10 protein-coding genes and 3 pseudogenes are annotated in these 15,148 nt (G+C 69.0%); 3 read left to right on the top strand and 10 right to left on the bottom strand.

Translation table 11 applies throughout. The features are described 5' to 3' along the window. The first annotated feature begins 20 nt into the window (after positions 1 to 20). Positions 21 to 1,982, top strand: coding sequence for a putative bifunctional diguanylate cyclase/phosphodiesterase (locus Afe05nite_RS25615; RefSeq protein WP_203819746.1), 1,962 nt, complete (start codon positions 21 to 23; stop codon positions 1,980 to 1,982). A 58-nt stretch (positions 1,983 to 2,040) separates the two neighbouring features. Here the strand turns inward: Afe05nite_RS25615 and Afe05nite_RS45145 are convergent, their stop codons facing one another. The 9 genes and pseudogenes from Afe05nite_RS45145 to Afe05nite_RS25585 all read right to left on the bottom strand — a co-directional run bounded on the left by Afe05nite_RS45145 (position 2,041) and on the right by Afe05nite_RS25585 (position 11,607). Beyond that, the gene (locus Afe05nite_RS45145) at positions 2,041 to 2,805 is read right to left on the bottom strand and encodes a sensor histidine kinase (protein WP_438868862.1); all 765 of its coding nucleotides are present in this window, start codon (positions 2,803 to 2,805) and stop codon (positions 2,041 to 2,043) included. 24 nt (positions 2,806 to 2,829) lie between these two features. Then, positions 2,830 to 3,945: pseudogene (locus Afe05nite_RS45140) on the bottom strand (PAS domain-containing protein); the annotation flags it as partial. A 93-nt stretch (positions 3,946 to 4,038) separates the two neighbouring features. Beyond that, positions 4,039 to 5,007: pseudogene (locus tag Afe05nite_RS45135) on the bottom strand (GAF domain-containing protein); the annotation flags it as partial. 18 nt (positions 5,008 to 5,025) lie between these two features. Continuing rightward, positions 5,026 to 5,463: pseudogene (locus Afe05nite_RS45130) on the bottom strand (GAF domain-containing protein); the annotation flags it as partial. A 121-nt stretch (positions 5,464 to 5,584) separates the two neighbouring features. Beyond that, entirely contained in the window at positions 5,585 to 6,640 is a 1,056-nt protein-coding gene (locus tag Afe05nite_RS25605) for a methyl-accepting chemotaxis protein (protein ID WP_203819744.1), read from the bottom strand. Positions 6,641 to 6,823: 183 nt separating this feature from the next. Beyond that, the gene (ppdK, locus tag Afe05nite_RS25600; RefSeq protein WP_203819743.1) at positions 6,824 to 9,472 is read right to left on the bottom strand and encodes a pyruvate, phosphate dikinase; all 2,649 of its coding nucleotides are present in this window, start codon (positions 9,470 to 9,472) and stop codon (positions 6,824 to 6,826) included. 127 nt (positions 9,473 to 9,599) lie between these two features. Next, entirely contained in the window at positions 9,600 to 10,421 is an 822-nt protein-coding gene (locus Afe05nite_RS25595) for a nitroreductase (RefSeq protein WP_203819742.1), read from the bottom strand. A 4-nt stretch (positions 10,422 to 10,425) separates the two neighbouring features. Beyond that, positions 10,426 to 10,944: a GyrI-like domain-containing protein gene (locus Afe05nite_RS25590; protein ID WP_203819741.1), complete on the bottom strand. Its 519-nt coding sequence runs from the start codon at positions 10,942 to 10,944 to the stop codon at positions 10,426 to 10,428. A gap of 72 nt (positions 10,945 to 11,016) precedes the next feature. Continuing rightward, a complete protein-coding gene (locus Afe05nite_RS25585) occupies positions 11,017 to 11,607 on the bottom strand; it encodes a hypothetical protein (RefSeq protein WP_203819740.1) in 591 nt (196 codons plus the stop codon). A gap of 208 nt (positions 11,608 to 11,815) precedes the next feature. Here Afe05nite_RS25585 and Afe05nite_RS25580 point away from each other — a divergent pair, with 208 nt between their 5' ends. Next, entirely contained in the window at positions 11,816 to 12,265 is a 450-nt protein-coding gene (locus Afe05nite_RS25580) for a universal stress protein (RefSeq protein ID WP_203819739.1), read from the top strand. Positions 12,266 to 12,487: 222 nt separating this feature from the next. Beyond that, positions 12,488 to 13,207 (top strand): hypothetical protein, encoded by a 720-nt coding sequence (locus Afe05nite_RS25575; RefSeq protein WP_203819738.1) that lies wholly within the window; start codon positions 12,488 to 12,490, stop codon positions 13,205 to 13,207. A 57-nt stretch (positions 13,208 to 13,264) separates the two neighbouring features. Here Afe05nite_RS25575 and Afe05nite_RS25570 read toward each other — a convergent pair whose 3' ends face one another. Continuing rightward, positions 13,265 to 15,016 carry a sensor histidine kinase gene (locus Afe05nite_RS25570; RefSeq protein WP_203819737.1) on the bottom strand — a complete coding sequence of 584 codons (1,752 nt, stop codon included), beginning with the start codon at positions 15,014 to 15,016 and terminating at the stop codon, positions 13,265 to 13,267. Between the last annotated feature and the right edge of the window lie 132 nt (positions 15,017 to 15,148).

The raw sequence follows: 15,148 nt of genomic DNA, 5'->3' as shown, positions 1-15,148 counted from the left end.
TGAGCCGAGGAGAACCAACGATGGTGCGTTCCCAGCGGGTACAACGCGCTGCGATCGTCGTTCTGGCCGCAGTGCTGATGGCTCTGACGGCGCTGAGCGTAGCGGGCGCCGCGGTGACCAGGAGCGCCGCGCGGGCCGCGGACCGGTCCGTTGCGCTGGCCGAGGCATATCGGGCTGCGGAGAGCGCTGTGGCGGCGGAGGAATCGCTGGAACGGCTGTATCGGCTGGAACCGGAACCCGCCACCCGCCGCGAACACCTGGCGGCGGGTCAGCGGCTCGATCATGCTTTGGCCGACGTCGCGGCCCTCGGGAACGACGGGGACGATCGCGTTTCCGTTCGCCTGTCGGCCGATCATCAGACGTATCTCGCGGCAGTGAGCCGCATGTTCGACGCCGTCGACGCCGGTGACCAGATCGCGGTACACACCATCGACGACGGCCAGACCGACCCGGCCTTCACCCGGATCAGTGAGGTGATAACCACGGCCAGCGCCCGGCACGCGAGAGCCGCCGATGAGGCTCTGCAGCGCCTGCAGCGCATCGAGGACGGCGTTTTCGGCACCACGGTGGCCGGCTTCGCCGTGGGATTGGCCCTGGTGGCGGGATTCGCCGTCGTGGTCGGCGCGTACCGGCGGACGTTCCTGCGGCAGGCCGCGGAAAGCCAGCACCGGGCCACCCATGACCCGTTGACCGGCCTACCGAACCGGGCCTTGCTGACCGAGTGCTTGCAGCGGGCGGTAACCGAAGCGGCGGACGGCACCGGCACCACTGTCATCGTGCTGGACATCGACCGGTTCCGCGAGGTCAACGACACCCTCGGACACGCCAGCGGCGACCAATTGCTGCGGCAACTGGCCGACCGCCTCGCCGGTGTCGCCCGAGAGGGCGATCTCATCGCCCACGTCAGCGCGGACGAGTTCGCGCTCCTGCTCCCCGGCGCATCCGACAACGACGCGATGCGGCTGGCCGACCGGCTGATCGAACGGCTCAACCGCAGTTTCAGCATCGAAGGCATCGACGTCGACATCGAAGCCAGCATCGGTATCGCCGTGTCCCCACGCCACGGCACTGAGGCGGGGGTATTGCTTCGCAACGCCGAGACAGCGATGTACACCGCGAAATCGGAAAAGACCGGTGCGGTCATGTACCGGGAGGCGATGAACAGCGACGGCGCGGCACACCTGCTGCTTCTCGGTGACCTACGCCGGGCGTTGGACGCCGACGACCAGCTCAGCCTGCATTACCAACCGAAGATCGACCTGCGAACCGGCGCCCTGAGCGGGGTGGAAGCCCTGATCCGCTGGCGGCACCCCGCCCGCGGGATGGTCTCCCCGGCCGACTTCGTCCCGGTCGTCGAGAACACCAGCCTGATCAACTCGTTCACCGTACGCGTCCTGCGGATGGCGGTTCGGCAGGCGCACGAGTGGCTGGTGGCCGGGAATGCGGTGCCGGTCGCGGTGAATCTGTCACCTCGCTGCCTGCTCGACTCCCAGCTGACCGACAAGGTCACCGAACAGCTCCGAAGCGCCGACCTGCCGGCTGGCCTGCTTCACCTCGAGATCACCGAGACCGCAGTGATGGCTGATCCCACGACGGCGCTCGTCACCCTGAATCAGCTTCGGGCGGCCGGTATCCTGCTGTCCGTCGACGACTTCGGGACCGGCTACTCCTCGATGGCCTACCTGAAACAACTGCCGGTCAGCGAGCTCAAGATCGACCGTACGTTCGTCGGTTCCATGGACACCGCCCCAGACGACGCCGTGCTCGTCCAGGCGGCGATCGATCTAGGCCACAATCTGGGACTCACGGTCACCGCTGAAGGCGTCGAGACGAAGGAACAACTGGAGGCACTCGGAGCGCTCGGATGCGATACCGCGCAGGGCTACTACCTGGCGCGACCGATGCCCGCCGCCGACCTGACCAGATGGATTCTCGCGCGCTCCGGGGTGCCGGCGCTGAGCAACGATCAGCACCCCCGATAATCGCCTGCACCGAAGGGGTGGGCTCGGTGACGACCCGGCTGACCTCCTGGTCTGACCTTCAGCCGGGCGGCTCGGCCGGTGAGGACTGGGCCGCTGACTGTGCGTGCGAGGCCGGGACCATGAGGTCGGCCGTCGGCGGCAGAAGCAGGGTGAAGATGGAGCCGCCGTCGGGATGTGGCCGGTAGGTGATGTCGCCATGGTTGGCGCGGGCAAGTTCCCGGACGATGTAGAGACCGAGGCCGGTGCCGCTGACCCGGCCGGCGGTGTTCTCGCTGCGGGCGAACCGCTCGAACAGGTGCTCCCGGAACGTCTCGGGCACGCCGGGACCGTGGTCCTCGACGCTGATCTGCACCTGGCCTCCGATCGGGTGGACCGTGACCGCGGTCGCGCCGCCACCGTATTTGGCGGCGTTGGACAGCAGGTTGGTGAGGATCTGGTCGAGGTGACCGGGCTGGACCAGCGCGCTCATCCGGTCGGTGCAGTCCACCGGAAAGGTCTCCCGGGTGGCGGCCATGGCGGCGGCGACGCGCGGAGCGAGCAGGGTCGGTTGCGGGTACGAGGTGAGTTTGCCGGCGTCGAGACTGACCAGGGCAAGGACCTCGCGGACGACGCCGCTGAGGCGGCGGGCGTTGCGGTCGATGACGGTGATGATGTTCTGCTGAGCCATGCCGGTGAGGCTGTCCCAGCCCGTCATGGCCTGCTCGGAGAAGCCGAGGATCGCCGTCAGCGGATTGTTGATCTCGTGGCCGAGCATGCCGATGAGATCGACTTTGAGCTGGTTGGCCTCTTCGAGCTGGCTGTTCTTGGTGGCCAGGTCGGCCATGGCGGTGTCGCGCTGGTTCTCGGCGGTCCTGCGGTCGGTGATGTCCTGGAAGATGCCGACGAAGCGCTGCGGACGGCCCTGCACGTCCCGGACCGCGGAGATGTTGAGGTGCACGTCGAGTAGGGTGCCGTCGGCCTTGACGAGGTGACCTTCGCGGCTGACGGAGTCCTTTTCGCCGGCGAACATGGCAGCCAGCGCCCGCTGCCGCGCGTCGGTGCGGGTGGGGTCGAACACGCGGGCGGCGGGGCTGCCGATCAGCTGCGCGGGGGTGTAGCCGAGCATGGCGGCGAATGCCGGGTTGACGTCCTCGATCGTGTCGTCGAGGGCCCGGATCATCTGACCGACGGTCGAGTGCTCGAACTGCGACCGGAAACGTCGTTCGCTGGCGGTCAGGGCGAGTTCGGCGGTGCGGCGTGCGGTGATGTCGGTGTTGATGGACAGAACCCCGATCGGCTGGCCGTCGGCGCCACGCTGCAAGGCCTTACGGGAGAGCAGGACGACCCGGCGGCCGTCGGCCCGGCGGTGTTCGACCTCGCCGGCCCACAGCCCGTGTTCACGCAGGGCGGCGTCGACCTCGGCCCGGGTGGTACCGTCGGTCCAGGTGGTGTCCAGCAGCCGGTCGAAGTCGTGACCGTGGGCGACCTGTGCCGGCCAGCCGTAGATACGTTCGGCGGCGGTGTTCCAGAACCGGATCTCTCCGTTCAACGAGCGCACGATCACCGCGTCCTGGGTCAGGTCGAGCAGCTGGGCACGTTCGGCCAGCTGGCCGGCGGCGGCGCGTTCGGCATCGATGTCCTCGATCTGCGTGACCAGATAAGCCGGTTGTGCGGTGTCGTCGTGCGCGACGGCGGTATGCAGGCGTACCCAGATGTAGTGGCCGTCGGCGTGCCGATATCGCTTGTCGAAGGTCATCTGTTGCACGCGTCCGGTGGCCAGGGCCGCCAAGGCCTCGACAGTGCCGGGTACATCGTCGGGGTGCTGCAGGTCGCGTACGTTCATGCCGGTCAGCACATCGATCGGGTATCCGGTGATGGCGGCGAGCGCCGGGTTGGCCTGCAGGAAGGTTCCGCTTTCCGGGCCGTGCAGGCCGGTCAGCGCCATGCCGAGCGGCGACTGGTCGAAGCTGAGCCGGAAACGTGTCTCGCTGGCCTCCAGCGCGGTCAGCGCCTCGGTCGTCCGGTTCAGCAACGCGGTCTTGCGGGCGGTGTCGTCGGCTTGGCGCAGGGCCGCGCTGAAGGCGTCGGCGAGGAGGGTGAGTTGTTGCTCGTCGTTCTCGTCGAAGGCGTCGACGACCCCGGCGATCAGGGTGACCGCCCCGATCACGCGGTCACCGCTGAACAGGGGCGCGGACATCATGGACATGATGTCGGCGGCCTCGCACACGGCTTTGTCGGACCGCGGATCGGCCGGCGCGTTGCCGGTGCGCAGCGTGGTCCCGGTGCGGACCGCCTCGCCGGACAGCGATGTGCCCGCCGTGCCCACTTCGATGCCGATCAGGTGTCTCAGGCCCGGGCTGACCGCTCCGGCCCGCAACGTCGTGCCGTCGAGCAATCCCACGATGACGTCCCGGCAGTTGCCGAAGATGTCACAGACCCGCTCGGTGACCAGGTCGAGCAGCCGAGCTCGATCGGTCGCGGCCCCGGTGAGTTCCCGCTGTACCGCGATCGTGGCGCGCAGGCGTTCGGTCTCGCGGGCGGCCTGCTTCGCGAGCACCTCCGCCTGAGCACGCTCGTCGGTGACGTCTCGTTGGACCACGACGGCGCCCAGCACCTCGCCGTCCGCACTGGTCAAGGCGCGGCCTGAGGCCACCAGCCGGACGGCGGGACGGTGCTGGGGGGCGACCACGAACTCGGCATCTCGCACACTGCCGTTCTGCAGGGCTCGCGCGAGTGGAACCTCGGCGGGTGCGAGTGGGGTCAACCCGTCCGTGGCGAACAGGCTGTAGTGGGCGGCGTGCTGATCGGGCTTGAGGGCGGGGTCGGCGTCGATACCGTGGCTGTCCCGGGCCGCACGGTTGAACAGCGTCAAGTGACCGGTGGCGTCGGCGGCGACGATGCCGACGTCCACCGTCTCGAGGAGGGCGTCGGTGAAAGCCCGCCGGACCTCGGTCTCGCGCAGCGCTTCGGCGAGGGCGACGCTCTGCCGTTCGGCCTGTGCCGCCAGCTCTCCGTAGACGCGAGTCTCGCGATGGCGTTCGAACATGGTCATCAGGGCCGTCGCGGCGTCCCCGAGCAGTGCGAGTTCCGCCGTACCGATCTGTCGCGCCTCGGAGTCGAAGACGCAGAAGGAACCGAGGGCGTAGCCGCCGGGGGTGACCAACGGGACCGACGCGTAGAACCGGACCTTGCCCAGGGTGCCGTCGACCCACGGGCTGTCCGCGAAGTCGGCGTGGTCACTGGCATCGGGAGTCCAGAAGACCTTCCCGGTCCGGAAATGCAGCGCACACATCGAATCCGCGCGCCGCGTCTGCGCCGCGGCGAAGCCGACCGTCGTCAGCTGGCACTGCAGGTGCTCGTCGATCAGGTTGACCGCCGCGAACGGCACTCGCACCGCGGCGGCCGCCAACCGGACGACTGCCTGCAACTCGCCGTCGGCCGGCCCGTCGAGTAGTCCGTACTCGCGCAATGCCGTCAGCCTCGCCGCCTCGGCCACGTCCATCTCGACTCCCCTGCCCGATCCCGTGCATATCATCCGCTGCGATCGGCGAGGAAACGGGCGGTCGGCGGAACCGGTCGGGTGCGAAACGAGAGCGGTCGCATGCGTCGTGCCCGGTTTGTCGTCAGGAGTCCTGACGGAGGAATTCGGATACCTCCCGGGTGACCGCGGCCGCGTCCTGCGCGGCGTTGTCCAGGCCGCGGGCGATTTCCTGGCTGGTGGCGGTCTGCTGCTCCACGGCCGCCGCGACGGCGCTCTGGTTTCCTTGGACGACGTCGACGATCGAGGCGATCTTCTGCATCTCCGCGGCCGCGGCCTGACTGAGCTGCTGGATGTTGCCGACGAGTTCGCCGATCTGCTCGGTTGCCGCCTGGGTCGCGCTGGACAGGTCCTTGACCTCGCCGGCGACCACGGCGAAGCCCTTGCCGGCCGCACCCGCTCGGGCCGCCTCGATCGTCGCGTTCAGGGCGAGCAGATTGGTCTGCCGAGCGATCGACGAGATCGTCGTGACCATGTCGTCGATCCGGCCCGAGGCGTCGCCGAGCCGAGTCATCGTCTCGGAGGCACTTCCGATCGCGGTGACCGCGTTGGTGACGACTTCGGCGGCGCCGTTGCCGGTCCGGGAGATCTCGTTGACGGCATCTGTCATCTCCCCCATGGCCGTGGATACAGCATGCAGCGAAGCACTCACCCGCTGGGTCTTGCCGATCGTCTCCTCCAAGCGGCCGGTCATCAGTTGGGCCTGGTTCTCCGCCGCGACGCGGTCACTGATGTCCTCCCAGGCCACCACGTAGCCGACGACCGTACCGGCCCGGCGGATCTGGTTGATGTGGGTGTCGAGGGTGATCGACCCGAAGCTGAACACCGCGTCCCGCGGCTGGAACCGCGGGTCGGTCAGGATCGCTTCGATGCGGCCCGGGTCCCGGTGGAAGCGATGAATGCTGCCGCCGAGGATGTCGGCCACGGAGACGTGGAATACGCGTTCGATCTCCGGACCGATCACCCGTAACGTCTCCAGCGCCTTCGGACTCGCATAAACCAGACTGAAGTTCAGATCGGCCAGGAAGATGTTGGCCTGAACGGCGTCCAGGATCTCTTCGCCGCCGAAACCCGCCACCATGGGTTCCGTCGTCGGACCGGGGCGCACCCGCACCCGCCGCCCCGGAAGTTCTTTCAGCAATACCCTCACCCACTCTCGCGTTCGTCTCTACCCGATCTTGCGTCCCCTCGCCCGGTGGTGCAGCCAACTGACTAATTAATCAGCCATAGGTCCTGAACCGGGCAAACGGCCTCAGTACGATCTGATGTGGGCATCCGACCGGCCGCCACATCGAGCACCTGACGGCCGGTCGTCGATCGTGGGTCATCTGCTGTCGGACCCGTTGGTGCAGGCAAGACCGGCGCGGCCGGCTTCGAGCCGGGCGACCGGGACCCGGAACGGGGAACAGGACACGTAGTCCAGGCCGGCGTCGGCGAAGAACCGCACCGAAGCGGGGTCTCCGCCGTGTTCGCCGCAGACCCCGATGGTCAGACCCGGCCGGGCCGCGCGGCCCCGTTCGACGGCGATGCGTACGAGTTCACCCACGCCGTCGCGGTCGATCGTCTCGAACGGGGAGACGGCGAAGATACCGAGCTCCAGGTAACGGCCGAAGAAGGCACCCTCGACGTCGTCGCGGGAGAAACCCCACGTCATCTGGGTGAGGTCGTTGGTGCCGAACGAGAAGAACTCGGCTGCCGAGGCGATCTGGCCGGCGGTCAGCGCCGCTCTCGGGACCTCGATCATGGTGCCGATCCGGATCGGGGGCGCGCCCGGGACCGATGCCACGATCCGTTCGGCCTCCGCCCGTACCGTCTCAAGCTCCTGCACGGCACCGACCAGCGGAACCATGATCTCCGGCCGCGGGTCGCCGCCCGCGGCGACCCGCGCGGCGGCGGCCTCCGCGACCGCCCGGACCTGCATCGCGAACAGGCCGGGAAGCACGAGGCCGAGGCGTACGCCGCGCAGGCCCAGCATCGGGTTCCGCTCGTGTATGCGCCGCACGGCCGTCAGCAGGGCACCGTCATGCCCCGGGTCCGCACCCAGGGCCTGCGCACGAGCAACGTTCGCGATCAGGTCCTCCACCGCGGGCAGGAATTCGTGCAGTGGTGGGTCGATGAGCCGGATGGTGACCGGGGCTCCGTCCATCGCCTCAAGGATCTGCTCGAAGTCCGCACGCTGAAGCGGCAGCAGTGCGTCGAGCGCCTCCTGGCTCTGCTGCAGGATCAACCGCTCGATAAGCACCCGGCGGTCGCCGAGGAACATGTGCTCGGTGCGGCACAGGCCGATCCCGGTGGCGCCGAACCGTGCCGCTCGCCGCGCGTCCGGGCCGTTGTCGGCGTTGGCGTGGACCTCGATCCGGGCGGTGCGGTCGGCGTGGATCATGAGTCGTTCGACGGCGGAGAGCAGCGGATCGCCGGATGCGGTCAGTTCGCCCTCGAAATAGCGGACGACCTTCGACGGACGCACCGCGACGGCGCCGAGGTAGATGTGGCCGGTGGTCCCGTCGATCGAGATGACGTCACCGGCGCGCAGCGTGCGACCGGCGACCGTCACCTGGTCGTCGCCGATGTCGAGGGCCTCGGCACCGCAGACGCACGTCTTGCCCATGCCTCGGGCGACCACGGCCGCGTGTGAGGTCTTCCCGCCGTGGCTGGTCAGAACGCCTTGGGCGGCGATCATGCCGGGCAGGTCGTCGGGGTCGGTCTCCCGGCGGACCAGGATGACCGGACCCGTCGCGGCGACCGCGGCGGCGGAGTCGAGAACGATCGCGCCGACCGAGGCACCGGGCGATGCCGGCACGCCGGTGGCCAGCGGTGCCGGGGCCGCGGATCGGTCGAAGCCGGGGAACATCAGGTGGGCGAGCTGCGCGCCGGTGACCCGTTGGAGCGCCTCGTCGAGGGTGATCGTGCCCTCGTCGAGCAGTTGCGCGGCGATGACGAAAGCGGCTGCCGGCGTGCGTTTGCCGACCCTCGTCTGCAACATCCACAGCTTGCCGTTCTCGATGGTGAACTCGATGTCGCACAGATCCTGATAGCGCTGTTCGAGCCGCTGCATGATCGCCAGCAGCTGCCGGTAGCTGCTCGGGTCGATGTCGGCGAGCTCGCTCAGGGCGACGGTGTTGCGGATGCCGGCGACGACGTCCTCGCCCTGGGCGTTGGGAAGGTAGTCGCCGTAGACGCCACGCCGCCCGGTGGCCGGGTCGCGGGTGAAGGCCACCCCGGTTCCGGAGTTCTCGCCGCGGTTGCCGAAGACCATGGCCATCACGTTGACGGCGGTGCCCAGGTCCTGGGGGATGCGTTCCTGGCGGCGATAGAGCACGGCCCGCTCGGCGTTCCATGACCGGAACACCGCGCTGATCGCGAGGAACAGCTGCTCGTGCGGAGCCTGCGGGAAGTCCCGGCCGGTGAACGAATGGAAGATCTTCTTGTCCGCCTCCACCAGGTCCCGCAGTGCCGGGGCGGCCAGTTCCGCGTCGCAGACCACGCCGGCGGACGCCCGGGCCGCGCCGAGTGGCGCCTCGAACTCGTCGCCGGGCACGCCGAACACTGTCCTGCCGAACATCTGAATGAGTCGGCGATAGGAGTCCCAGGCGAACCGTTCGTCACCGCTGCGCCGGGCCAGTCCGGCCACGGTGGTGTCGTTGAGCCCGATGTCGAGGATCGTCTCCATCATCCCGGGCATGGAGAACTTGGCCCCGGAGCGGACCGACAGCAACAGCGGGTCGGCCGGGTCGCCGAAGGTGCGGCCCGCGGCCGCCTGCAGTTGGCGCAGGTGGTGCTCGACCTCCGCGAGGAGCCCGGTGGGCATGGACCCGGTGGCCAGGTACTCGCGGCAGGTGTCGGTGGTGATGGTGAAGCCCGGCGGAACGGGCAGACCCATCCGGGTCATCTCGGCGAGGTTCGCGCCCTTTCCGCCGAGCAGGTCTTTGCGGTCCTTGTGGCCGTCGATGAAGTCGTAGACGTACCTGGACATGGGATGCTCCTTCTCCGTTGCGCTCCTCTTCGTCCGGTTGCGGTTCCTTCTTCGTAATATGCCGGTGGCGTCGCTGCGACCAGAGTCGAATGTCCCGGCCGGGCTCGCCTTGCTCATGCCGGAACGGTCAATCGGTGATCGCGATGACGTCGCGCGGGTCTCGGCGCGGAACCGGGGGAAGCGGCTCACGGTTCCGGGCGTGGCCCAGTCGCACCGCCACATAGGGTTCGCCCAGGCCGGCGAGCAGACCGCGCAGCAGCTGGTGGGGCCACGCGATCTCGACCGCGTCACTGAGCGGCGCCGTTGCCAATCCATCGGCGGTGGCGAGCAGCAGCAAGGCGGACAGTGCCTCACCGGCCCGCAGAAGGTCCAGGGGCTGACTGTCCACCCCGAAGAGAACGACGTAAGCGGCGCCCCGGTCGCGGGCCGCGTCGGCGGGCACCGCGACCTGGCTGCCCGGCGCAAGATCGCGCACGCAGGCGGCCAGCATCGGCAGTTGGTCGGGTCGCACCACGTGCAGATAGGTGCCCTCCGACTCGACGAACCGGCGCAGCTTGGTCAGCTCGAAGTCGCTCACCGGCTCGTCGGCGAAGGCGCGCCGATCGGTGCGGCGCCGGCGGATGGCCGCCGCCATCCGCCAGTCCTCGGGATCCGGTGTCGTCTCACCGGTGAGACGGATGCGCGCCAGTAGATCCGGCCGCTCCTGGTCGGGCAGCCGGTCCACCGTCGTCGCCCAGCCCGCCGAGTTCAAAGCGATGCGGGCGTGGTGCAGGGCGGCGCCGCAACTGAGCAGCAACAGGCGCCCATCCGGATCGATACTGCCGATCCGGCGGTCCGGATCGGCTGACAGTTCCATCACGTTTCCGGTGATCCGCCAGGTCCACGGCTGGGTGTTGAGGATCGACGGCGCGCGCTGCGCGGTACGAGCGGCCAATTCGAGCGGTGTCATGGTGTTACGCCTCCTCACCTCTGTCCCGGCTGCCGGACCCGGCGGGAGATCTTCGCCCGGCCGCGTCCCGGTAGGGCCACACCACATCGGTGCTCCAGGTGTCGGTGTCCGGCTGGGCTGCGGGGTTGGTGTAGTACACCTCCCAATGCGGTCCCGCGTGCTCGAGGCCTCGCTCGGTCAACCAGTCGTGGACGGCCTCGTGGGCTCCACCGATGTCTTCGTACCGGCCGAAGTGGGTGGTGACCGCCGCCGGTCCGCCGGGCAGCCGCGAAGCCGTGATGCGCCCGTTCCCGACCACCGAGCCCAGGACCGGGAATCCGGCCTCCACGTCGACGACGCCCTCGTGCAGGGCGTAGCGAGCGAAAGGCGGTCCGTCCGCCCGGACACCCCGGTCGCTCAGGTAGTGACGAACCTGCGCATACACGCTCGCTATCCATTCAGGAAGCTGAGCGACCGGCATGCTGGCCCGGCTGACCACGGTGTCCTGGGCAGTCAAGACCCGGTCTTCGATGTGATAGATCATTGCTCACCTCCGCGTCGTTGCCCGCCGCCCGGCCCGCTCGGCCCGCTCGGGCCGGGCGGGGCTGGTTGGTGCTCAGATGAGCCAGCGGTTCTTCTGCACGAAGGATTGCGAGGCCCACCAGCGGCCGAGGCCCCAGGTGTGTCCGGCGTAGGTCAGGGACAGGACGACAGCGGTGACGGCGTAGATGAAGTGGTAGTCGACGATCGGGTTGGTGGAGCCGCTCGGTTTGCCGGCGGCGGTGGTCTTGTCCAGCGGCCATTCGGCGATCCACATCAGTGCCATCATGGCGACGGCGGCGCCGGCGGCGATGCGCATGCCGATGCCGAGGAGGAAGGCGATGCCGGTGCCGAGCAGGCCGAGCATGAACAGCCAGTCCGTCCAGGGGTTACCGGCGATGTCGTGGAAGAGGGTCTGCAGCCAGCTCGGGCCGGCGTCGACGGTGGAGAGGAAGCCTTTGGTGGGGGAGCCGCCGTTGATCCAGGCACGTGCTGACGGGGTCGCGTAGCCCCAGCCGAGTGTTTTGTCGAGGAATGCCCAGAGGAACAGCAGGCCGGTGGAGATGCGTAGGACGGCGAGGCTCCTGGCGGCCGTCTTGGTGAGCATGGAGCCGGGTGCCTCCACCTTTTCCAGGTGGGTGGCCGAGCCCCGGCCGGTGGTGGTCATGGTGTCCTCCCTTGTCGATGTCCGTACCTTCGACATTGCCTTCCCGGCCGGGAAGGCGATGCGGCCTTGCGGCCCGATCGCCCGGGACTTCGGTCACTACGCGTCTCGGCGACTATCGACATGGGACAGCGACCCCTGTCCCGTAAAGGCCGACCGACTCTGGTCGGAGTTGCCGGCGCGAAGGAGGGTGGCCAGAAGGAGGTTCGCGATGTCTGAAGGTGTGCACATCGACAAAGTCCGGGACTCGGACATCATCGTCGGCGTCGACGGGTCCGTTCCGGCCAAAGCGGCTCTGCGATGGGCGATCGGTCAGGCGCGACTGACCGGCGCCCGGGTGCGGGCCATCATCGCCTGGGAGATTCCCACCTACCCGAGTTGGGGCCTGATCTCGTACGAGGACTTCGGTGCCGCCGCCGGCAAGCTTCTCGCCGAGGTGGTTCAGGAAGCCGTCGGGATCGATTCACCACCGATCCAAGTGGTCGAGTCCACGATGCCCGGGCATCCGGCTCAGGTGCTGATCGACGCGTCGGCGCACGCAGCCCTGCTGGTCGTCGGCTCCCGCGGGCACGGCGCGTTCGCGGGTACGCTGCTCGGCTCGGTGAGTCAGCTCTGCGTTCAGCACGCGCACTGCCCGGTGACCGTGGTCCGCGGCAAGTGAGACGAGAACGGTGGCCGCCGCCCATGCACCACGGGCGGCGGCCCTTCCTGGAAGAGATCTTCGGTGATGGCGACCGCTGCGGTCCTCCGGCCGGCGCAGTGGTCACCTGACGTCACCATTCATCGCTGTTGGCCCATTCACCAGAGGCTTCCGGCCCAGCGCAGAGAGCGGCAGCCGGAAAGTGCCATGCGGTCGATCCTGCTCTGTGTCAACCTACCCCGGGTGACCTCCCCCGAGACTCCGCCTGTCATTGTTGCCGCAGCCAGAAACAACGCCGACTGGTGCGCCGCCGTCGGCGACTCCCACGGCTTGGCACACACCTTCAGCGAGAAAGCTTGGCGCAGTTCCGACCGCACGCCGCCGTACTACCCGGACGCTGTCACCCTGCAGCCCGACGCGGCGCCCGCGGACTTTCTGTCCGAGATCGATACTGCCTCGCCCGGGTGCTCCGTCAAGGACAGCTTCGCCGCTCTCGACCTCGTTCCATACGGCTTCGTCGAGCTCTTCACGGCCCAGTGGATCCACCGCCGACCGGAACTGGCCGCGCCCTCGAAACCGAACCTGCGCGCCGAGCGCATCTCCACGGCGGCCCAGCTGCGGATCTGGCAGACAGCCTGGCACGGCGGCGGCAATGCCCCGGACGTCTTCCGGCCAGAACTGCTGGACGACCCGGCTGTACTGGTGGTCGGCCTTCACCTCGGCGACGACCTCCGCGCGGGTGCCGTCTTGAATGACAGCTCCGGGGTGGTCGGCATTTCCAACGTCTTCACTGTCGACGACAGCGACGCCGACGTCGCTTGGTCATCGGCGATCACCGCAGCTGCCGACAGCTTCCCCGGCGTCCCCCTGATCGGCTACCAGCACGGTGACGACCTCGCGCACGCACTCGCCGGCGGCTTCACGACGCTCGGCCCACTTCGCGTCTGGCTGCGCGACTCCTGAGCGTTACCCCGGGGCGTGCCGGTGCTCGGCGTCGAGCAGAGACGACGGCCCGCGGTCTCAGTCGACCGGCACCGACCACTCCACGCAGGTTCCCGAGGGTGTGTTCGAGGTCAGGGTGAAGCTGCCGCCGCGTCGTTCGGCGCGCTGGCGCAGGTTGGCGAGGCCGCTGCGGCGAGTGCCGGTGCCGGTGCCGATGCCGTTGTCGCTCACCCGCACCGACAGCCGGATCTCCGGGCCGGCGTGGACGGCGACCTCCACCTCGACCCGGCCGGCGTGCGCGTGCCGGGCGACGTTGCTGAGGCTCTCGCGCAGCACGGCGCTGAGGTCGTCGGCCAGGCCACCGGGGTCGGTGGCGTCCGCCATCAGGGTGTCCACCGGTCCGCTGAAGCGCAACGCGGGCGGGAAACCGAGGATCGCAGCGGACTCGGTGACCAGGCCGAGGACGCGAGCGCGTAAGCCCTCCGGCGTCGCGGTGGCGGTCTGCTGGATGGCGAAGATGGTGGTGCGGATCTGAGCGATCGTGTCATCGAGCTCGTCGATCACACCGGTGATACGCGGGATCGCCGGATGTCCGCCCATCCGGGCGGCCACTGCCTGCAGAGTCAGCCCGGCGGCGAACAGGCGCTGGATGATGTGGTCGTGCAGGTCGGCAGCGATACGGTCGCGTTCGTCCAGAAGGGTCATGCGGTCGCGTTCCATGCGCGCCTCGGCGAGTTCGAGCGCCACGGAGGCCTGGTTGGCGAAGGCTGCGGTGAGCTCGAGGTCGTCGGTCCTGAACGGCGGGCGTCCGGGGAGGCGGGCCACCGTCAGCACCCCGCGGGCCTGCTCCGATCCGATGAGCGGAGCGACCAGCACCGGGCCGACGTCGAGGCTCTCGGCCAGGACCGTAGGCGGCAGGCCGGACCGCTCGGTGGCGTCGTCGAGCCGCACCGGCGAGCCGGTGACCAGCACGTGGCCGCAGAGAGTGTCGTCCACCTCGGTGCGGGACCCGATAAGGGTCCGGGCCGCTGTGCCGGTGGCGGAACCGCCGATCGCTGTGTCCACGAGCAACGCGGTGCGGTCGGGGTCGGCCGGCAGGAGCACGGCGACGAGATCGGCGTCGGCGAGCCGGTAGGCGTGTTCCGCGATGGCTTTCAGCGGCGAGGACTCCTCCGTGGTGCTGAGCATGTCACGGGTGATCGTCGCGGTGGCCGCGAGCCAGTCACCGCGCCGCCGGCTGGTCTCGTAGTGCCGGGCGTTGTTGATCACTACGGCGGCGGTGGCGGCGAGCGCGACCGCGAGCTCCTCGTCGTCGCTGGAGAAACTCCCGTTGTGGCTGTCGGTGAAATAGAGGTTGCCGAACACCTCGTCGCGGATGCGGATCGGCACGCCCAGGAAGCTCTTCATCGGCGGATGGCCCGGCGGGAACCCCACCGAATGGAGGTGGGCCGCGATGTCGTCGAGCCGGATCGGCTGCGGGTTGTCGATGATCGCGCCGAGCAGGCCTTTGCCCCGCGGCAGAGGACCGATCGCCTGCACCGCGTCGGTGGGCATGCCGGTGTGGATGAACTCGGCCAGTCCGCCGTTGCCGTCCAGGATGCCGAGTGCGGCATATCGGGCGCCGACGAGTTCGCGGGCCGAGACGGCGAGACGCTGCAGCAGCGGGCGCACCTCGAGGTCGGACAGCAGGGCCTGGTTGGCCTTGAGCAATCCACGGAGTCGGCCCTGGGTCGACATGACCTCCTGCGCTCGTTCGACCAGCTGGGTCAGGAGTTCGTCGAGCTCCAGCCGGGGCAGATCAGGAAACGTCAAGTCGCCGTCGGCAGTCATGGCGTCCTCGCAACGGGGTTGCGTGCAATAGCCACTGCAGCCTGCCACCGCGGACAACGGGTCGCAAGACTCTGTCGCTGCGGAGTGCGCCGGCGAGCCGGCGAGCTCAGTGCCCGCTGCTCGGTGCTGACA

Origin of the sequence: Paractinoplanes ferrugineus, assembly GCF_016862195.1 — a bacterium.
Classification (GTDB): domain Bacteria; phylum Actinomycetota; class Actinomycetes; order Mycobacteriales; family Micromonosporaceae; genus Actinoplanes; species Actinoplanes ferrugineus.
The sequence above is the reverse complement of the archived record's forward strand: the minus strand, read 5'-3'. Positions and strand labels throughout refer to the sequence as shown.